The following is an 18,877-nucleotide window of genomic DNA, read 5'->3' as shown; positions in this document are numbered from 1 at the left end:
TCAGGGGTCTGAAGTCCACGCGGCGCAGCGGGGCGGGTCCATCCGGCCGAACCGCGAATCCGTGATGTGGTGAAGACGGCCTTGCTCTAGGAGCGGCGCAGGCCATGACAGAGGATGAGGCCATGGCGACAGTCGCACAGTGGATCGAGGGAGCCCGCCCGAGGACTCTGCCCAACGCCGTGTCCCCGGTGCTGGTGGGCACCGGGGCGGCCATCGGGCTCGGCGAGTTCGTGTGGTGGATGGCGCTCGGCGCGCTGGGCCTCGCCGTCGCGCTGATCGTCGGCGTCAACTACGCCAACGACTACTCCGACGGCATCCGAGGTACCGACACCGTGCGGACCGGGCCGCTGCGGCTGGTGGGCTCGGGCGTGGCGAACCCGAAGCATGTCCTGCTCGCCGCAGTGATCAGTCTCGGGCTGGCTGCGGCGGGCGGCGTGGCGCTGACCGTGGCGTCTGCGCAGTGGTGGCTGGCTCCGGTCGGCGTGGTCTGCGTCGCGGCGGCGTGGTTCTACACGGGCGGGAAACGGCCCTACGGCTACGCGGGCTTCGGCGAGGTCGCCGTGTTCGTCTTCTTCGGCCTGGTCGCCGTGCTGGGCACGGTCTACCTCCAGGCGGGCCGCGTCAGCGGCATCGACATCGGAGCCGCGGTGGCGGTCGGCGCGTTCTCCAGCGCCGTGCTCGTCGCCAACAACCTGCGGGACATCGAGACCGACGCGGCGGCGGGCAAGCGGACGCTGGCGGTGCTCTTAGGAGATCGCGATACCAGAAACCTCTATCTGGCGCTGGTGACCGTGCCGTTCCTCATCACCACCATCGCGGGCTTCCGCAACACCTGGGCGCTGCTCGGCTTCCTCGCCGTGCCCCTGGTGCTGCCCGCGCTGCGTGCGGTGCTGGGCGGCGCGACGGGGAAGCGGCTGGTCGGTGTGCTTCAAGAGACGGGGCTGGCGATGCTGCTCTGGTCCGTGGCGACCGCCGTCGCCCTCGCACTGGCCTGACGCGGACAGACGCACACACCGACTCGGGCGGGCTCGCCTGCGTCCGTGAGCAGGGCCGCGCACCCTCGTCCGCACACAGCCGAGGGCGACGCGCCGGACCAAGACCCCCGCAGGCGTGCGGTCCTCACCGTCGAGGGGCGTTCCTCCCCGCCGAATGCCTGCTGCCCGCTGCCGGTCCGCCCCGCCTGCCCAGCACGGGGCGGACCGCAGGATCAGCGCAGGAACGTGGTGCCGCCGTCCTCGTCCTCCTGGCTCTCCTCGGACGCCCGGCGAGCCTCGATCACCTCGTCCAGGGTGAAGCCCTCCTGGAACTGTCGGAAGAACTCGCGCGCCTCGCCGATCTGCGCCGTCATCGCCAGCCGCACGTCCGGATCGTCGTATGCACGCCCCTCCAGGACGTCCCGCCAGCTCAGCGCGCCGCCGTCGACCTTCTGCGCCAGCTCACGCAGTTCGGCGGGCGCATCGCTCTTCTTGGCGGCCTCGGCAAGCTGCCGCACGTCGTCCTCCGAGATCGACGTCGGCGGCGGGGGACGCAGCTTCTCCAACTCCTTCAGCAGTTCCCTCGCCTTGCCCATCGACCCGGCCATCTGGGCTTCGGCGGCTCTGACCTGCGGCGTCTTCCACGCCTCAGGATCGAATTGACTCGTCATGACTCACTCCCGAAGTCTTCGCCACGCCCTGCGCAGCGGATCACGACCTGCCGCGCAGGGCATCCCACGCATCGCGGGCGTTCGAACCCGTCTCGCCGAGGTTCTCCCGATGCTCCGCAGCGCCTGCCCATTCGGAGGCGGCGCCGGTGCCCGCGTTCCAGGCCTGCGACGCTGCACCGCTCGGGTCGCTCCACACGCTCTGCGCGGCCGAGGCGACGTTCCCCGGCGCCGAGGAGGCCGAGTTCCAGGCGTTCTGCGCCCCGTCGCGGATCGCGCCGGGTGCGTCCCGAGCCGCGTCGACGTACTGGCCGACTTGCTCCTGATACTGCTCCTGTGCGTAGTTCGTCACACCGTCCCGCGCCGAGTTCCAGGCGTTCTGGGCGGCCGAACCGTCCCGTACCGAGTCCCAGGCGCTCGCTGCGCCCTCCCGCGTGGAGTTCCACGCGTTCTGGGCACCGTCGGTGACCCCTTCCCTGGCGGCGTTCCAGGCCTCGCCGGGCGCGTCCCGAAGCCGTTGCTGCTGTTCGTCCCAGTTGTCCCTGGTCTCGTTCCAGCCGTCGCGCAGGTTGCCGGGCAGCTCCCGGGTGCCTTGGGCGACGTCGCGAACATGGCCGCTCGCCTCGTTGAGATCGCTGCTGATCTGCGACGCGTTGTCGCGGATCGAGTTCGTCTGCTCCGCGATGCTCTGCGCGTCGGAGGCGATGCCGGTGGCCAGCGCGATCGCATCGTCCACGCTGCGAACGTCCTTGATCTGCGCGAGCTGGGAGCCGATGCTCTGCACCGACTGCATGATCGACTGGGCACTCTCGATGATCGCCTTGACGGCCTCGATGATGTCCATGATCTTGGTGTAGAGCTGATAGGCGTCCCAGACGAGCTGGGCGGCCTTCACCCAGCCGTAGGCGGGAATCCAGATCTTGGCTATCGCGTCGATCAGCTTGTCTACCAGCCACGAGAGCAGATCCAGCGCCTTGGCGCAGAGCAGCCGCGAGCCCTCGGCGACCTTGTCGAAGGCCATGCCGACCAGATTCGCGATCTGCGCCTCGACGAACAGTCCGCCCTTCCACACGGTGCGGACGAACATCTCGTGCTGGACGGCGGCGTTGCCGTTCCACGACTCGCGAACCGTTCCGACGTTGCTCTCCATCGTGTCGCCGAGGGCTCCGATGGCGGTGCCGACCGTACGCCAGGCCTCGCCGTTCATGGCGATCCGGTTGAAGTCCCCGGTGATCGGCATGATCACCTTCTCGACGATGCTCTCACCGGTGACCTGGGTGAAGACCCAGTCGACCGCCGAGACCTGCCAGCCCGCCTCCCGAACCATGTCCTGGATCGACTCGCCGCCGGGTTGCTCCGGCGGTTGCAGTGCCTCGGTTACCGCACCCGCGTCCTGGTACGACATCAGGCGCCCCCGTTCCGGCTGGCGGCGCTGCTCTCGACGTGCGAGTTCCACGCCTGGGCTCCCGCATCCTGCACGGCCTGCGGAACCGCGGCGTCGACGGCCGCCGCCCCGTCGGCCACCGCGTCCCGGGTGGCGGAGAGCCCGTCCAGGATCTGACTGAACAGCCCCTCGATGCGCGCCTCTGCCTCCGAGTAGGTCTCGGCGTTGCGTTGAATGCCCTCTGCGGTGCCGGACAACCGGTCCTGCCCGAAGTTGAGCGTCTCGTTGAACAGATCTCCCACTAAATCGATGACCGGGTGCAACACCATCAACAAACCGGTGAAACCGTCTTTATTGCAGCCCTGTTCATACATGTAATTCCGAATCGCATCGATTCCGCCGTGCAGCCCGTCCAGGCTCCCCGCGTAATTGTGCAGTTCGTCGGCTGCGACTTCGAATTCGTCACTCATATTTCCCCACCAGATTCTTCATCCACAACGTACTGCCTCGACGGCCCCCTCAAGCCGTCGCCCCGATATCCCGACGAAGACCGCATCGAGACGGTTCCCGATCTTTCGATCTCCGACATCAGCGGTCGGGCCTGCATCCGATCGACGCGCGTCAGCGCGTCACCGGTCGCCCGCCGAAGTCATGTCTCGTCGTTCCCTGTCCTGGGCACCTGCGCCGGGTATCCCCGCTGCGGACATCCCGGTTCGCCGGACGACTCGTCCCCTCGGCCTACCGCTGCCCTGCCCGGCCACGCACGCGGCCGATCACGACGCCGATGACGATCACCAGGATCGCGGCGCCGAAGGCCTGGAGGCCGACGACGACCGCCCACCAGCGGTCGGCGACCGTCGCGGCACGGTCCATGTCCGCTCCGGTGTAGACCAGCACCTGCTCCCGAGCGTCGTTCACACAGCTCATGTCGGCGGGCGCGGCGGCGGGCGGCGTGCCCCGATAGACCAGCGTTCCGGCGTGCTCCGGCCGGAACTCCAGACTGACCCACTCGGACGTCGATCCGTCGTCCGGGCGGAACATGCAGTTGAGACTGCGTCGCTGTGCGCCGTCCTCGTCGGCGGCGAGATACAGCTCGCCGCCCGCCCAGCGGTACCTCGGGACGTCGGTCTCCAGGATCTCGTCCGGCACCGAGACGTACCGGTCGTGCACCGTGCCGGTGGCGGTCCGCAGCGCCGTGCTGCTGAAGACCGTCGGCAGATAGGTCCCGATCAGATGGATGCCTGCCACCGTCAGCGCCGCCGCCAGCGCGACGATCACCGTGACCCCCAGGCCACGACTGCTCGTGGTGTTGCTACTCACGTTCTCCCCCATAACCCCCGGTCCGGCGCCGATCAGCGCGACGCGGACTCGGTCCATTCACCGGTCTGATGGAACCGGCGCAACACCTCGAGATGCGGAGCCAGCTCCAGCCCCTGCCCGCTCACCCAGTCGTCCGAGAAGTAGGTCTGGGCGTAGCGCTCGCCGCCGTCACACAACAGCGTGACGAGGCTCCCGGTGCGTCCCTGGGCACGCATCTCCGCGATGAGCTGGAACGCGCCCCACAGGCTGGTTCCGGTCGAACCGCCGACGCGCCTGCCCAGCGGCTCCACGACGTAGCGGATCGTGGCGATCGAGGCGGCGTCCGGAACCTTGATCATCCTATCGACGGCCTGTCCGACGAACGAGGGCTCCACTCTCGGACGGCCGATCCCCTCGATCAGCGAGCCACGACTGCCGACGAGTCCGGGATCGCCGGTGCGCCAGGCGTCGAAGAAGACCGAGTGCTCCGGGTCGACCACGGCGAGCCGCGTGGCATGCCGCCGATAGCGGATGTAGCGGCCGATGGTGGCGCTCGTCCCGCCGGTCCCCGCACCGACCACGACCCACGACGGCTCCGGGTGCGTCTCCAGGGCGAGCTGTTGGAAGACCGACTCGGCGATGTTGTTGTTGCCGCGCCAGTCGGTGGCCCGCTCCGCGTGAGTGAACTGGTCCAGATAGTGTCCGCCGAGCTCAGCGGTGAGTAGGCGAGCCTCGCGGTAGATCGCGTCGGGCTCGTCGACGAAATGGCAGCGACCGCCTTCGCGTTCGATCAGCGCGATCTTCTGGCTGCTCGTCGATCTCGGCATCACCGCGATGAAGGGCAGCCCCAGCAGCCGCGCGAAATACGCCTCGGACACGGCGGTCGAGCCGGACGAGGCCTCGACGAGTGCGGTTCCCTCGGTGATCCAGCCGTTGCAGAGCGCATAGAGGAAGAGGGATCGCGCGAGGCGATGTTTGAGCGAGCCGGTGGGATGCGTCGACTCGTCCTTGAGATAGAGGTCGATTCCCCAGTCTGCGGGCAGCGGATAGCGAAGGAGATGCGTGTCGGCGCTGCGATTCGCATCCGCCTCGATGATGCGGACCGCTTCGCTGACCCAGGCCCGACTCACCGCGCTACAACGATCGACGATGGCCACGCGCGGGACTGTACTACCCGAGAAGAGACCATAGGTCCGGATCGGACGGACTGACGTCCTCGGTCGACGACCTGCCGCAGCTTCGGGGACTGCACTCAACGGGACCGATGGGCGCGAACCCGCCGACCCCGCCTCGCGCGACGCCAGGTACCGGCCGCCACCTGCGCGGGCGGCTCAGGCCGCCTGGCCGCCGGTGGTCCGTCGCCTGCCGACGAACAGGCCTGCGATGAACGGAATCGCCACCACGATCGCCGCCGTCGTGATGAAGCTGCGCGACCCCGTCGCGTCGGACACCGCGGCGATGAAGCCCGTCCTGATCAGCACGCTCTGCTGGCAGGAGACCTCGGCCGTGCCCTCGAACCAGGCGGACTCGACCAGATAGGCCCGGCTCCGGCTGGGGTTGCTTGCCTGCGGGTTGGGGGGAACCGCCAGGTCGCGCACCTCGCCGCCGTCGGCGGGCTCGACGGTGCAGTTCGACCCCACGCCGCGCGCGGTGGAGGTCACGTGCAGGTCGTCGGCGGAGTCCCATTGATACGGCGTCACACTCGCGGCATCGGCCGCGTTGGTGGTGCCCTGGAGTCGCGTGCCGCCCATCGACCCGATCAGGTAGGCGCCCACCGCCAGGGCCGCCAACAGAAGGGCCAACCCGATGAGCACCCGCCCCGCGGGCGAGGAGTTCTTCAGTCGCGCACCGAAGCCGCCTGCCGCACCGGTCATCGAACGCTCCGTTCCATGGGTCGGGAAGGGGGTACCGGGGCAAGCCCCGCAGATAACACCGGGGCAAGCCCCGCAGACAACACCGGGGCGAGCCCCGCAGACAACACCGGGGCGAGCCCCGCAGAACACACTGCACCAAGCCCCGCAGGCGTCACCGGTCGAGCCCCCGGCGCGGACCTCTGGTCAGTCGCCGACGACGCCCTCGTGACACCTGCGGAGCGGCCCGAAGCCTGGATCACCAGCCGCCTCGGCGGAAGACGCTCCCGCCCTCATCGCCCTCATCGTCGTCGTCGCCGCGACGCGGCGGGTTCTGACCGGGGTCCGAGGCGGGGCCGCCGCCTGTGTTCGGAACGGGACCGCCGCCCGCGACCGGACCGGGGCCCGCCGCGTTCGGCCCGGCAAAGGGGTCGCCCGCGTCGAGGATGTCGTCGAGCTCGTGCCCCTCCTGAATCATCGCGTAGGCCTGCTGGAGCTTCGGCACACCGCTGGCCAGCGCCCGCTGCACCTGCTCATCCTGCACCGCGCTGCCGTCGGCGATGTCCCCCCAGGACAGGTCGCCCTTGTCGATCCGTGCCTGAAGCGCCGCCAACTCGGGAGGGGCGTCCTTGCTCCTGGCGAACTGCTCGATCTGGGCGATCTCGGCCTCGGTGAGGCCGGATTCGGGGAGCTGCTGCTGCTTGATCTCGGCCATCCGGGCGTCGGCCTCGGCCTCGATCTGATCCAGTTGGCTGCGTGCCGCCGCGAAATGCGCCAGTCGTGCCTGGTGGTCCACTACTGCCATCCTCCGTTCGACGGATCGGCTCCGTCGATCGCTACCCTGCTGCCGACGAGGTCAGGAACTCGCGTTCTGACGTTCTTGCTGGTAGGCCCCGTAATTCTGCTCGAAACTGTCGGCCGCACGATTGAGATTGCCCTCATTGTCGACCGTACCGTCGGCTCGGGTGTTGCCACCGACCTCGGTCTGGAGGTTCTCCTGCGCCGAGTTGAAGCCCTGGGTGCCCTCGGCCACCTGCGCCACGCTGTCACCGGTCTGGTTCGCGACATTGAGGGCGCTGTTGATGTCGTTGACATCACCGACCTGCATCACGGCCGAGCCGAGTCCGATCAGCCCGTTGATCACGGTGATCGTGCTCTCCACCATGGAGGTAATCGCCGAGATGATGTTGAGGATCGAGTTGACGATGGTGACCGCGTCGTAGACCGTCTTCACGGCCTTGGCCCAGCCCACCACGGGGATCGGGGCGAGCGCGATGGCCTCGATGAGCTTGTTCACCAGCTTCTCGACGAGCTTGAGGGCCTCGTCGCACATCTTCTCCGACGTCTTCGCGCACTGGTCGAAAGCCAGGCCCGCGAGGTTCGCCATCTGAGCGTCTGCCTCGATGCTCAGGGTCCAGTTCTGCCCGATCTTGGCATTGAACGAGTCGGCGGCAGGGCCCTTCCACGTCTGCAACAGCGTGTCGAGACCGGTGTTGAGGTTGTTCCTGGTGACCTGCAGCGCGTCGGCCGCGTTCTTCCACGCCTCGCCGTTGTTCTTCATCTTGCCGAAGTCACCGAGCAGCGGCGTGATGACCATCTCCACGAGGCCTTGACCGGTGACCTGCTGCCAGATCCAGTCAACGGCCTGAACCTGGAGACTCGCGCCCTCGACCTTGTCCTTGATGGCCGAATCGCCTGCCGATGGCTCGGCGAGCACGATCGCCTCCGCCGGTGCGTAACTCATGTGTTCTGCTCCCCAGTGCTCAGTCAGCTCGGCGTGATCTGCGACGCCTGATCGGTCAGCGCGGACATGCTGCCCTGCTCCCCGCGCTCGACCAGTTCGTAATCACTTGCCGTGTCGTTCAACGCGGCGGACAGGTTGCGCATCTTCGCGCTCGCGTCCTCCATGCAGCCCTCGTACAGGCTGCCGATGGCGATGACCAGCGGCTGAAGGATCACGAACAGACCAGTGAATCCGCTGGTGTCAGCGCCCTTGTTCGCCGCATAGGCGCCGATCTCGGTGAAGTGGCCCGCAGTCGCATCGGTCAGTCCCGTGTACCCGCGAAGCTCCTCTGGCTCGACTTCGAAGTCGTCGCTCATCAGTCCTCAGATCCTCCTGTGATCGACATCACCAGCGCCCGTGGCTCACCGGCGCGGAGGTTAGACGCGACGATTCCAACACTGGTTCCAATGGGTGAAACCAGATACCGACGAATCGCGGTGTCGGTCGTTCGACCCGCAGTGCACGGGATGGGGAGAGGCCCGCACCGCCGGACTCGGGCAGCGTGCGACGGCACCATCGGAAGGTAAAGAAAACGGCACAGTCGGGCGGGCGCAGCGGGTGCCCGAGGTCCGAGACCGGCAGGTGGCAGTGGTTCTTCAGAGCCGACCGGCACCCCTCGAGGTGCCGAGGTGCCCCGGACAGGTCGACGGCGGTCACCGGGTCTCGGCCGCCCATCGACTCGCGGCAGTCGGGGGCGTCCGGTGGTACCGAATCACCGCCGCGATGGGGTCGGCGTCGAACGAGGTCGATTCCTCTTCGGCGGCGCCGTCGGCGCTGCCGACCGCGACCCGCGACCGGCCGTCGAGGCGAGCAGCGGACTCAGGCGGTCCGTTCGTCCTCGCCGCGCAACTGAGCCTCCAGCTTCCTGCGGGCGGCGGCCCGCCGGGCGGCGCGATCAGCCAGCCCCACCGAGATCCGAGCGCGCAGCGGTCGGAACAGCACCAGCGACAGCCCGAGACCGAGCACGAGCCCGACCGCCAGCGCCACGAGCACCGGGCTGTTCAGCAGCACGAGAACGGCAGCGGGAACGGCCACCGCCAGCAGTCGGGCGACCGTGTACAGCAACAGGTCGGTGCCGAGCGTGCTCCGCGTCGCGGTGTCCTCGGTCATCGTCGTCTCCTTCCCCGCGTCGTCGACGGCCGTGGCGGACGCAGTGTCGTTCGAGCTCACCCCGCCGAGCCTACGGATCGGTCCGGCGCCCAGCGGCGGCCCACTGCTCGTCGGGATCGTTGGGGCGCCCCTCGAAGCGCGTCGAGAGCACGACGGTGGTCCGAGTACGCGCCACCCCCTCGATACGGCGGAGTCTGCCGAGGGCTCGCTCCAGGTCGTCCATGGTGGCGACCCGCACCTTGACGACGAAGGCCTCGTCCCCCGCGACCGCGTAGCAGGACTCCACCTCCGCGAGCGTGCCCAGCGCCTCGGCGATCCGTTCGTCATCGCCTGCGTCGCTGGGCTGGATGCCGACCAACGCCGTCACGCCGAGCCCGACCGTCCTGGGATCGACGACGGCGTGGTAGCCGGTGATGACCCCGGAGGACTCCAGCTTGCCGACCCGTTCATGAACGGCCGAGGCGGACAGCCCCACCTGCCTGCCCAGATCGGCGTAGGTAGCCCGCCCGTTGGCCCGCAGCGCCGCAATGATCCGCCGGTCCACACTGTCCATGCTCTGGGATTCTCCTCGTGCTCGCCGACGCAGGCGGACGGGCCCCGGCACGCCGAGACACCCTGGACGACGGGCGGACTCTCGTCCCCTTCCGTCCGAACCGAGTGTTTCGTCCCTTACCTGGCCTTTACCTACGCACAAGCGTTCGAGTACCTGGGGGGCGAGCTGTCAGGATTGTGTCGGTAACGCCGGATTCATCAAGCGCTCACCGCCGGGCACCAGGCGACCCGACGAACAGGGTGAGCGCTGCACTCCAGGGAGGTCACCTGTGACTGGGTCCGTTCAACACACCGAGCAGTACTCCGCCGAGCGGTTGCTCACCCCCGGAGAGGTCGCGACGATGTTCCGCGTTGATCCCAAGACGGTGACGCGATGGGCCACCGCGGGTCGGATCGGATCGATTCGCACGCCGGGCGGGCACCGCCGGTTCCGCGAGTCGGAGGTCAAGGCGCTGCTGGCCAATCTGACCAGGGAGGCCAGCTCACCGGTGGCGATGAACTGATCTCCGCGCCGGGCGACACCTCCGCCGTCGGAGACCATGGTCGACATCAGCGGCGGACACGCGCCCTCCTTCTCCTTTCACTCCCCGCTCCCGGTGGGGGCCGGCGGCGATCGTGGTGAGACGGGTTAACCTCGCAGGAGGAGAAGGAGGTGGCGCCTGTGCTGTATCTGCTCGCAGCGATCGGCGTGCTCAGTGTCGCCGTACTGCTGTGGCGTGCGTTCGCATCGGAACGGGTCGGCGTGTCACGACCCCGGCAGTCGGGCCCCGTGGCGCCCGACGACGATCCGGATTTCCTCCGCAGGCTCGATCAGCAGCAGTGGGAGGACCGGATGCGCAAACAGCGCGGATCCGATCAGGATGAGGGCAACCCGCCCGCCTGAGCGGGCGGGTTCGAGCTGGGGAGATCCGCCGAGGCTCGCCGGGATGGCCCCGCAGCCGGTCAGCTGGTTCGAGACCGGCTGATCGCCTGCGGGAAGTCGTCGGCCACCGTGGCGGCGAGTTCCAACAGGCCGAGACGGGTGTCCGGGGCGAGGCGGTCCAGCTCGATCTCCGCACCTTCTTCGAGGTGCGCGTCGAACGGAACCCGGCAGACCGCGCGGCACCGCGCAGCGAAGTGCTGGGTGAGCTTGTCCAGATCGACCTTGCCGGAGCCCGGCCGCACCGAATTGATCACCGCGACCGAGCGGGAGACCAGGTTCCGGTAGCCGTGCGCGTCCAGCCAGTCCAAGGTCGCCGAGGCACTGCGTGCCCCGTCTATGGAGCCCGACGACACGATGATCAGTGAGTCGGCGATGTCCAGCACACCGCGCATCGCCGAGTGCATCAGCCCGGTCCCGCAGTCGGTGAGCACCACGTTGTAGAAGTGCTCCAACAACGTCACCGAGCGCCGGTAGTCCTCTTCGCTGAAGGCCTCGGAGACGGCCGGGTCCTGCTCGCTGGCCAGCACCTCGAGCCTGCTGGGTCCCTGCGAAGTGTAGGCGCGGACGTCGCTGTACTTGCGGATGCGGGCGGCGTCCCGGAGCAGATGGCGGACGGTGGCCGTGGTCTCCAGCGGGATCTTCTGGCTGAGCGTGCCCCGGTCCGGGTTCGCGTCCACCGCGATCACCCGGTCACCACGCAGCGAGGCGAAGGTCGAGCCGAGCGTGGCCGTGGTGGTGGTCTTGCCCACACCGCCCTTGAGGCTCAGCATCGCGATCTTGTAGCAGCCCTGCAACGGCTGGTTGATCCTGGCGATCAGCTCACGTCGCTGACGCTCCGCCGGGCTCTCCCCGAGGTTGAGGGTGTGGCCGCTCGCCTTGTAGAGCATCCGGCGCCAGCCGCCCTGCGGCGGGCGCTTGCCCTGGCGGAGCAGTCGCGCCGAGGACAGGTCCTGCGGGGAGGAGGCCTGGTTCTGCTGCCTGCCCGGCTGCCCCTGCTGCTGGTAAGCCCCGTACTGCGGTGCATGGCCGGTGCCGGGCATCCCATAGGCCGGGGGCTGCTGGTGTGGTCCCGAGACGCTGGGATCAGCGTAATAGCCGCCCGCGACCGCCGGATCGACCTGATACGGGCCGGACGCCGGGTCGACGGCATAGGGTCCCGAGACCGGCTCCACCGGATGCGGGCCGGAGGCTCCCTCCACCGGATAGGGGCCGGAAGCCTGGTCCACGTAATACGGTCCGGAACTGGCCCCCTCCACCGGATAAGGGCCGGAACCGCCCGAATCCGCCGGTGGTGATGCTGCGGGTGCCTGCTCCCCGTAGTAGCCGTGCCCCTCGGCCCGCTGCTGCCCCCTGACGGGCGGCTGCCACATCGACTCCGTGGGCGACTCGGGCTCGTCTTGCCGTCCGGTCACCGTTCGGTCCCTCCATACCCAGCACATCGGGCGTTCTTCGATCCGCGACGACGGTAGCCCCACCGAAGCAGGGCCGTCGACACAGGGGTTGTCAAGAGTAGATCTCAACCTACTCCTGCGTAGGAGTGCAGACCCGCGACCACCAGGTTGATGAAGAACAGATTGAACAGATTCAGCGCGAAGGCGATGACGTTCACCCAGGCCGCTCGGGTGCCGCGCCAGCCGGAGGTCGCCCGCGCGTGCAGGTATCCGGCGTAGACGACCCAGCAGATGAAGGCCACCGTCTCCTTGGGGTCCCAGCCCCAGAACCGGCCCCAGGCCGCCTCGGCCCAGATCGCCCCGCAGATGATCCCGAAGGTGAGGATCGGGAACGCGAACACCGCACTGCGATAGGCGACTCGGTCCAGGACGGCGATGTCGGGCAGCTTCTCGCCGACGAAGGCGAACCGCTTCGGCTTTGCCAGATGCGCGGCCTTGATCAGATAAGCGACGCTCGCGGTTCCCGAGACCAGGAAGATCCCGCTGCCGACGATCGCCGCCGACACGTGGATGACGATCCAGATCGAGCGAAGCGAGGCCACCAGTGGTGCGGCCTCCGCGTAGAGCACCGTTCCTGCGACGAAGTAGAGGATGAAGACCGGGAGCAGCACGAACACGCCCAGCACCCGGATCGGATGCCTGCGCAGCACGAACAGCCAGGCCACGACGGCGGCCAGCGACAACGCCGAGATGTACTCGTACATGTTGCCCCACGGCACGCGGCCGGTGGCGAAGCCGCGCAGCACCAGCGAGGCGAGTTGCACGACCGCGCCGAGCACGGTCAGCGAGACGCCCATCCGGCCGAGACGCTCCGCGAGGGGACGTCGGGACGGGGGTGTGTCGGAGCCGGCGGTGGTCGCGTCGGCGTCGGTGGTCGAGGTCGTGCCGCCCGCCCCCACCAGCGCCGACGTCTTGGCCGTCTTGGGTTTGCGGGTGAAGCCGTACTCCGCGGCCTGTAGCAGCAACGCCAGCACGTAGATGACGAGCGCGCTGGCGAGGCACAGGTCGCTGTAGACGGACAGGGTCTCGTCGACCGGCATCAGGCGTCCTTCCCCAGAGCCGAATCCGGCTCACTCGCGGGCGGCTTCTGGACCGCCCCTGTCGCATCGGCCGAGGCCGCGTCGCCGGCCTGGTCCGGGGTCTCGGTGGGATCTGGTTCGTCGCGCGCGGCAGACGGCGGCACGGCGTCTGATTCACGGACCGGCCCAGGCTGCTCCACTGCATCTGACTCACGGAGCGACGCAGGCTGCTCCACAGAGCCTGATTCACGGAGCCTGGCAAGCAGCTCCACAGAATCTGATGCACGGAGCCTGGCAAGCAGCTCCGTGGTCACCCTGCCGAACTCCTCGCCGTATCCGGCCTGGTCGGTGCGGGCGAGCCCACCGAACTCGACCACGGTACGACCGGCTCCGTCGCCCGGATTCTGCGGGGTGATCCGCACCCACAGCCGTCGCCGCTTCACGATGAGGGAGAGCCCGAGGCCGCCGAGGATGAAGAGACTGGAGATCAGCACCCAGAACTGGGCGGGGTCGTAGGAGACCTGGAGCGAGGCCCACCGTTCCACGCCGTCGAAGCGCACCGTGGTGCCGTCCGCCAGCTCGATCTCCTCGCCGACGGCCAGGTTCTCCCTGGCCACCCGCACCAGCTCGCCCTCATCGACCATGTCCTGATCGATCTCGAAGATCGACTGGCCTCGGCCGGAGTTGTTCCCCAGGTCGCCGCGCATCACATCGACCGCGACCATCGGCTCGTTCAGCTGGGGGAAGCCGGAAGTGAGCAGGCCCTCCTCGGTGAACATCGGGGTCGGGGCGAGCAGCCCGGTGATCGCGAGCTGGTTCTCCCGACGTTCGTCCTCGTCGACGGTGTTCGGCGGGTCGAACTTCGTCGCGCCCTCGGAGAGCATCGTGGTCAGTTCGACCGGTCGCCACTGCACGTCGCCGAGCCGCTCCTCCCCGTCGGGGAAGGTCACGGTGAACTCCGGTGCGTAGCCGTTGCCCAGCAGGTAGACGCGGTCGTCCGCCATCCGCAGCGGATGGTTGACCCGCAGGAGGTGGTCCCGCCACGTACCGGTCTCCAGATCCGCGCCCTCCTGGTAGGACACGTTCGACTCGTAATACGTCGCCGTCCCCGCGTGGGTGTACTCGGCCGTGAAGTCGTGTACCTGGATGCAGAACGGGTTGAGCTGGGTGCCGTCGACGGTGATGCCGGGCCGGAACGAGTCGTAGTTGTAGATGCCGGAGTTGCAGAACTCGCCGCCGTCGGCCCGCACGATGACCTGGCCCTCGTACCCGAGCAGTCGCCCCGCCGCCATCGAGACCAGCAGCCCGACCAGGGCAAAGTGGAACACCAGGTTGCCCAGCTCGCGAAGGTAGCCGCGTTCCGCGCTGACGGTGTGCACGCCGTCGGCCTCGGTGCGATGCACCGTCCGCCAGCCCTTGAGTCGCTCGTCGACTCGGGCGCGCACCGTCTCGACGTCGTCGGTCACGGCGGCGATCCGGTGGTGGGGCAGCCTGCCGAGGCGACGGGGCGTCAGCACCGGCTCGGCCCGCAGCGACTTGGCGTGGTCGAAGGTCCTCGGCAGCAGACAGCCGATCAGCGAGATGAACAGCAGCACGTAGATCGCGGCGAACCAGACGCTGGCGAACACGTCGAACATCCCGAGCCGGGCCAGGATCGGCGCGATGGTCGGGTAGTCCTCGTAGAAGTCGTCGACCAGGCTGATGTTGGTCGACTCCTGGGGCAGCAGCGCACCCGGCACGGCAGCCAAGGCCAGCAGGAACAGCAGGGTCAGTGCGGTCCGCATCGTGGTGAGGCCGCGCCAGGTGTTCCGGAGGAAGGCCAGGAGCGCAGGAGGTTTCCTGCGAGTCTTCACGGTCACAGCGGCAGCTCGAAACTTCCGATGGGTCCCTGGATCAGGCTGATCAACACGCCCCACAACCCGGTGACCAGCATGATCCCGACGATCAGGAGCAGCACGCCGCCCCCGATCTGAATCCGTCTGCTGTTGCGCCGCAACCAGTCGCCGGTACGCACCGCCCAGCCCGCGCCCAGGGCGAGCAGGACGAAGGGCAGGCCGAGACCGAGGCAGTAGGCGATCACCAGGACGATCCCCCTGGTCATCATTCCGCCGTCGGCGTCGGTGGTCGCGGCGACCGCGATGACCCCGCCCAGGGTCGGGCTGAGACACGGCGTCCAGCCGAGTCCGAAGACGCCGCCGAGCAGGGGAGCCCCCCAGACGCCGGTCCCGAACCGACGATGCACCCGCACGTCGCGTTGCAGGGCGGGGACGAAGCCGAGGAACACCAGTCCCATGGCGATCGTGACGACCCCGCCGATCCGTTGGAGCAGCGGCTGGTTGGCGAAGATCAGGTCGGTGAGGCCGAGCAGGAACACCGTGCTCGCCAGGAAGACGGCGGTGAATCCGAGGACGAACAGGCCGGCCGCGCCCGCGACCCGAAGCCTGCCGGATCTGTGCTCGGCGGCCGCGACCGAATCGGGCACGGCGGCGCCCGAGGAGGTCGATTCCGCCGCCTGTTCGTCGCGCGCGGCGATCCCGCCTGCGGGGACCGGCCGGGTCTGCGGCGCCTCGGCGCCGACGAGCCCCGCGAGATAGGCCAGGTAGCCGGGAACCAGCGGAATCACGCACGGCGAGGCGAAACTCACGAGACCTGCAAGCACGGCGACTCCCGTGGCCAGCAACAGCGGCCCGGAGATGACGAACTCGGAGGGGTCCACGCATCGAGGGTAGGCACCCTACTCAGTGGCCCTTCCGTCGGCTCCTCCTCGACGAGACGCCGGTTACCCCCGTGTCGGGTGTCGGGTCGCGACCGGTCGCGGCCGATGGACGACGCAGGCCGCCGCTCGTGTCTGCCCTCGCCTTGGATCGCACGGGGTGGACAAGAGCCGAGGGCTCGCCGCGAGCAGCCCGGCCTCGCCCGCGCAGCGCCCGGGCCGTCAGAGGCTCGCCGACGACTCGCCTGCCGATCGCCCCGAACCTCGCGTCGGGCGCATTAAGGGCCTGCGACGATGCCGAATCAGACGTCGTCGAGTGCGCGGCGCCTGCCGACCGGGCCGGTGGCCGCTGTCACGCCCTCGGAGTCCGTGCCGAGGGCCGAAGCGCCGAGGCACGAGGGACACGCTGGTAGCCTGACCGACAAGAGTGAACCTGCCGTGATAATCGTCGAGTCGGAGTGGGGAACAGTTCAATGGAACCACTTTCTGCGACCGACCCGCGACAGATCGGCCGTTATCGGGTACTCGGACTGCTCGGCGCAGGCGGAATGGGTCGGGTGTATCTCGGTCGTTCTCCGGGCGGCAGGCCGGTGGCGATCAAGGTCATTCGCGAGGAGCACTCCGAGGACGAGCAGTTTCGAATGCGCTTTGCGCGTGAGATCGACGCGGCAGCCGCCGTGAGCGGCGCTTTCACCGCCGCCGTGATCGAGGCCGCCCCCGATGCCCGGCCGCCCTGGCTGGTGACCTCCTATATCGAGGGACCCTCGCTGCTCAAGGCGGTCAGTGATTTCGGTCCGTTTCCGGAATCGTCCCTGCGGGTATTGACCGCCGGGCTCGCCGAGGCACTGCGGGAGATTCATCAGAGCGGACTGATTCATCGTGATGTGAAACCGACGAACGTGCTGCTCGCCTCCGATGGACCGCGAGTCATCGACTTCGGCATCGCCTGGGCCGCCGAGGCCGTCTCGCTCACCCAGGTCGGCACGCATTTCGGGACGCCCGGATTCATGGCGCCGGAGCAGGCCGTCGGCGAGCGGGTGACCGCGTCGAGCGACATGTTCTCTCTCGGCTGCGTCATCGTCTTCGCAGCCACCGGCGTGAGTCCCTTCGGCGAGGGAAACTCGACGGCGCTGCTGTATCGAGTCGTCCACAACGAACCGACGCTCGACGGCCTGCCCCCCTCGCTCCGCGACGTCATCGGCACCTGCCTGGCGAAGAACCCGGTGCATCGTCCGCGCCCCGACGAGATCCTGGCCCAGATCGACACCGGCTTCGATCACGCCTGGCTGCCCGCTCAGGTGACCACGGTGCTCGCGCAGAAGAGCGCCGAGACGCGAGCGATGCTCGACGGCACCCGCGTCCAGCCGATGGGCGCGGCGGGGACACCGTCACAGGCGCCCCCCGCCCAGAACGGCCCGGGGCATCCCAGGACGCGGCTGCTGGCGGGCATCCCGATCCCCACGTCGTACCCGGCGGACGTGGCGAATGAGCCGCCGCCGTATGAGACGGATCAGCCGCCGAAGTACCAGCCGGAGCCGGTCGGCTTCTCCGAGCCGTACTCCGCGCGCGGAGCGCAGCACGTCCAGTCCGCTGCCGCGCCCCGCTCCCAGCCGTATGCGGAGCCTCACTCGGGGGCGTACGCGGACCCGTACTCGGCAGAGCACGCTCCTGCCCGGCGACCGGAGGTGTCTCGACGCGGCGAGACGCCTCGAGCGAGGCGGCCCGCGCAGCGGCCGACGATCGCACCGCAGCCCGAACCTCGACGTGAGGAGCCCGCCCCCCGGCGCTACGCCGACGACGGGGACGGCCGAGGTCAGCTCGGCCGCATCCTGATGGCGCCGTTCACCGCCGTCGGCTTCCTGCTGAAGGGCATCGTCTCGGTGCTCCTCTGGCCCTTCAAGGCGTTGTGGAGCTGTCTGCTCATCACCATCGTCGCGGTCGGCGTCATCGCCTTCTTCAGCATCGACGCGCTCGCAGGCCTCGCGGTCCTGTTCGACCGCGCCGTCGATATGGTGCAGCGGATGTTCGACTTCTTCTAGCTCCGGCGCAGGCAGCCCGAGTCATCGGCCGGCCACGGCAGAAGTGCCACCGACCCCCTTCAGGTGAGGTCGACAGGACAGCGCTGCGCGATCACGTTCGACCGACCGTGGCGCTATGACCACTCAATCGTGTTGTGATCGCCCGCAACCATTTTCTCCAGCGGTCACGGCCTACCAAGATTGCTCGCGGCAGGAATTCGACCACCCACACCGTGACCCGAAATTCGATACGACCGCCGAGGACAACACTCATGACCGCTCTCGTCGACTCCCCGATACTCATCGGCCTTACCCTGGGTTCGATGCTATTCGGACCGCATCGAAAGAACTGGAAGGAGACGCACCGGGGATTGAGAGAATACGCCCCGACGCGGCTTGCGGGCGAGGCACCCGCCGAACCCCGCGCCAGGCCGAATCCCGTCGATGAGCGGGTCGGGCCGTGGCCCGGCCCCGGCGATCGGGCGGACCCGGTCCGCCCTCGGCCCGCTCAGGCCGAGAGAGGCCGCGCCACGCGGTCGCCCGTGCTCCCCTGCCGTCTTCTCGGCAGAGCGCGACCGTTCCAGAGATCATGCTGCACCACGAGCCTCGCCCCCGCGTGCGGGGCCGAACAGCGCACCGAGAACGGCGGGGGTCACCGGGACCGGCACAGATCCGCGCGAGGCCATGCCACCGAAGCACGAGATGCGGCCTGCTCGTCGCGGGGTCCGAGTTCGCGGGGTCCGAGTTCGCAGGGTCCGAGTTCGCGGTGTCCGAGTTCGCAGGGTCCGATAGGGCCCGCCCACACCCTCTCGATGGACCCGGCGCACCGACCGTTCCGCACCGTCCGAAGGCGGCCCGGCGGCGGGGAGGGGCCGTGGTCGATGTCGATCACCGTCCGCCACGCGCCCGCCGAGGCAGGCGAGCTGATCACCTGCTCGCGCCGACGGCCCGCCCCGACACCGCACGCGGCCCGGCCCGCCCGCTGGTACCGCGTACGGCAGGCCACGACTGCGAGACAGGGGGTCGGCGAGCCCGCCCCGTCGATTCCGGAGTGGTTGAGTCTGGAGAGAAGACCCAGGCGGGAGCCTTCCTCGGTTCCCGCTGACCAGGACTGATCACCGTTGTCGACCCGAC

20 protein-coding genes are annotated in these 18,877 nt (G+C 68.8%); 5 read left to right on the top strand and 15 right to left on the bottom strand.

The window, feature by feature from the left end; translation table 11 throughout:
• Positions 1-122: 122 nt before the first annotated feature.
• Positions 123-995 carry a 1,4-dihydroxy-2-naphthoate polyprenyltransferase gene (locus UA74_RS02460; protein WP_075738512.1) on the top strand — a complete coding sequence of 291 codons (873 nt, stop codon included), beginning with the start codon at positions 123-125 and terminating at the stop codon, positions 993-995.
• A gap of 212 nt (positions 996-1,207) precedes the next feature.
• Here UA74_RS02460 and UA74_RS02455 read toward each other — a convergent pair whose 3' ends face one another.
• The 11 genes from UA74_RS02455 to UA74_RS02405 form a co-directional block, all read right to left on the bottom strand.
• The gene (locus tag UA74_RS02455; RefSeq protein WP_075738510.1) at positions 1,208-1,645 is read right to left on the bottom strand and encodes a hypothetical protein; all 438 of its coding nucleotides are present in this window, start codon (positions 1,643-1,645) and stop codon (positions 1,208-1,210) included.
• A gap of 40 nt (positions 1,646-1,685) precedes the next feature.
• Complete coding sequence (locus UA74_RS02450) at positions 1,686-3,098, bottom strand: hypothetical protein (RefSeq protein ID WP_157433954.1); 1,413 nt, start codon at positions 3,096-3,098, stop codon at positions 1,686-1,688.
• A complete protein-coding gene (locus UA74_RS02445; protein ID WP_075738506.1) occupies positions 3,047-3,496 on the bottom strand; it encodes a hypothetical protein in 450 nt (149 codons plus the stop codon). The genes UA74_RS02450 and UA74_RS02445 overlap by 52 nt, the downstream gene beginning before the upstream one ends.
• A gap of 268 nt (positions 3,497-3,764) precedes the next feature.
• Complete coding sequence (locus UA74_RS02440) at positions 3,765-4,346, bottom strand: hypothetical protein (RefSeq protein WP_157433953.1); 582 nt, start codon at positions 4,344-4,346, stop codon at positions 3,765-3,767.
• Between the two features lie 32 nt (positions 4,347-4,378).
• On the bottom strand, positions 4,379-5,482 hold the full coding sequence (locus tag UA74_RS02435) for an L-cysteine desulfhydrase Cds1 (protein WP_075738502.1): 1,104 nt from the start codon (positions 5,480-5,482) through the stop codon (positions 4,379-4,381).
• Positions 5,483-5,656: 174 nt separating this feature from the next.
• Positions 5,657-6,199: a hypothetical protein gene (locus UA74_RS02430; RefSeq protein WP_075738500.1), complete on the bottom strand. Its 543-nt coding sequence runs from the start codon at positions 6,197-6,199 to the stop codon at positions 5,657-5,659.
• A 235-nt stretch (positions 6,200-6,434) separates the two neighbouring features.
• Complete coding sequence (locus UA74_RS02425; RefSeq protein ID WP_075738499.1) at positions 6,435-6,980, bottom strand: hypothetical protein; 546 nt, start codon at positions 6,978-6,980, stop codon at positions 6,435-6,437.
• A gap of 51 nt (positions 6,981-7,031) precedes the next feature.
• Positions 7,032-7,919: a WXG100 family type VII secretion target gene (locus UA74_RS02420; protein WP_075738497.1), complete on the bottom strand. Its 888-nt coding sequence runs from the start codon at positions 7,917-7,919 to the stop codon at positions 7,032-7,034.
• Between the two features lie 23 nt (positions 7,920-7,942).
• Positions 7,943-8,275 carry a type VII secretion target gene (locus UA74_RS02415; protein ID WP_075738495.1) on the bottom strand — a complete coding sequence of 111 codons (333 nt, stop codon included), beginning with the start codon at positions 8,273-8,275 and terminating at the stop codon, positions 7,943-7,945.
• 502 nt (positions 8,276-8,777) lie between these two features.
• Positions 8,778-9,128: a DUF4229 domain-containing protein gene (locus UA74_RS02410; RefSeq protein WP_318533283.1), complete on the bottom strand. Its 351-nt coding sequence runs from the start codon at positions 9,126-9,128 to the stop codon at positions 8,778-8,780.
• A gap of 10 nt (positions 9,129-9,138) precedes the next feature.
• Positions 9,139-9,621, bottom strand: coding sequence for an Lrp/AsnC family transcriptional regulator (locus UA74_RS02405; RefSeq protein ID WP_075738493.1), 483 nt, complete (start codon positions 9,619-9,621; stop codon positions 9,139-9,141).
• A gap of 268 nt (positions 9,622-9,889) precedes the next feature.
• Between UA74_RS02405 and UA74_RS02400 the strand changes: the two genes are divergently transcribed.
• Both UA74_RS02400 and UA74_RS02395 read left to right on the top strand, forming a co-directional pair.
• Positions 9,890-10,123, top strand: a complete 234-nt coding sequence (locus tag UA74_RS02400) for a BldC family transcriptional regulator (protein ID WP_075738491.1) — start codon at positions 9,890-9,892, stop codon at positions 10,121-10,123.
• Positions 10,124-10,281: 158 nt separating this feature from the next.
• Positions 10,282-10,503 (top strand): hypothetical protein, encoded by a 222-nt coding sequence (locus tag UA74_RS02395; RefSeq protein ID WP_075738489.1) that lies wholly within the window; start codon positions 10,282-10,284, stop codon positions 10,501-10,503.
• 59 nt (positions 10,504-10,562) lie between these two features.
• On the opposite strand, the gene UA74_RS02390 is transcribed toward UA74_RS02395, so the two are convergent.
• From UA74_RS02390 to UA74_RS02375, 4 genes are all read right to left on the bottom strand, one after another.
• Complete coding sequence (locus UA74_RS02390; protein ID WP_232237604.1) at positions 10,563-11,954, bottom strand: MinD/ParA family ATP-binding protein; 1,392 nt, start codon at positions 11,952-11,954, stop codon at positions 10,563-10,565.
• A 104-nt stretch (positions 11,955-12,058) separates the two neighbouring features.
• Complete coding sequence (gene ccsB / locus UA74_RS02385; protein ID WP_075738485.1) at positions 12,059-13,033, bottom strand: c-type cytochrome biogenesis protein CcsB; 975 nt, start codon at positions 13,031-13,033, stop codon at positions 12,059-12,061.
• A complete protein-coding gene (gene resB, locus UA74_RS02380) occupies positions 13,033-14,871 on the bottom strand; it encodes a cytochrome c biogenesis protein ResB (protein WP_075738483.1) in 1,839 nt (612 codons plus the stop codon). Before resB ends, ccsB begins: the two co-directional genes overlap by 1 nt.
• Positions 14,868-15,728 carry a cytochrome c biogenesis CcdA family protein gene (locus tag UA74_RS02375; protein WP_075738481.1) on the bottom strand — a complete coding sequence of 287 codons (861 nt, stop codon included), beginning with the start codon at positions 15,726-15,728 and terminating at the stop codon, positions 14,868-14,870. The genes resB and UA74_RS02375 overlap by 4 nt, the downstream gene beginning before the upstream one ends.
• A 470-nt stretch (positions 15,729-16,198) precedes the next feature.
• Here UA74_RS02375 and UA74_RS02370 point away from each other — a divergent pair, with 470 nt between their 5' ends.
• Together UA74_RS02370 and UA74_RS31410 are read left to right on the top strand one after the other, a co-directional pair.
• Positions 16,199-17,764, top strand: a complete 1,566-nt coding sequence (locus UA74_RS02370; RefSeq protein WP_075738479.1) for a serine/threonine protein kinase — start codon at positions 16,199-16,201, stop codon at positions 17,762-17,764.
• Positions 17,765-18,624: 860 nt separating this feature from the next.
• Positions 18,625-18,858 (top strand): hypothetical protein, encoded by a 234-nt coding sequence (locus UA74_RS31410; protein ID WP_157433952.1) that lies wholly within the window; start codon positions 18,625-18,627, stop codon positions 18,856-18,858.
• Positions 18,859-18,877 lie beyond the last annotated feature (19 nt).

Source organism: Actinoalloteichus fjordicus (assembly GCF_001941625.1).
Taxonomy (GTDB): Bacteria; Actinomycetota; Actinomycetes; order Mycobacteriales; family Pseudonocardiaceae; genus Actinoalloteichus_A; species Actinoalloteichus_A fjordicus.
The sequence above is the reverse complement of the archived record's forward strand: the minus strand, read 5'-3'. Positions and strand labels throughout refer to the sequence as shown.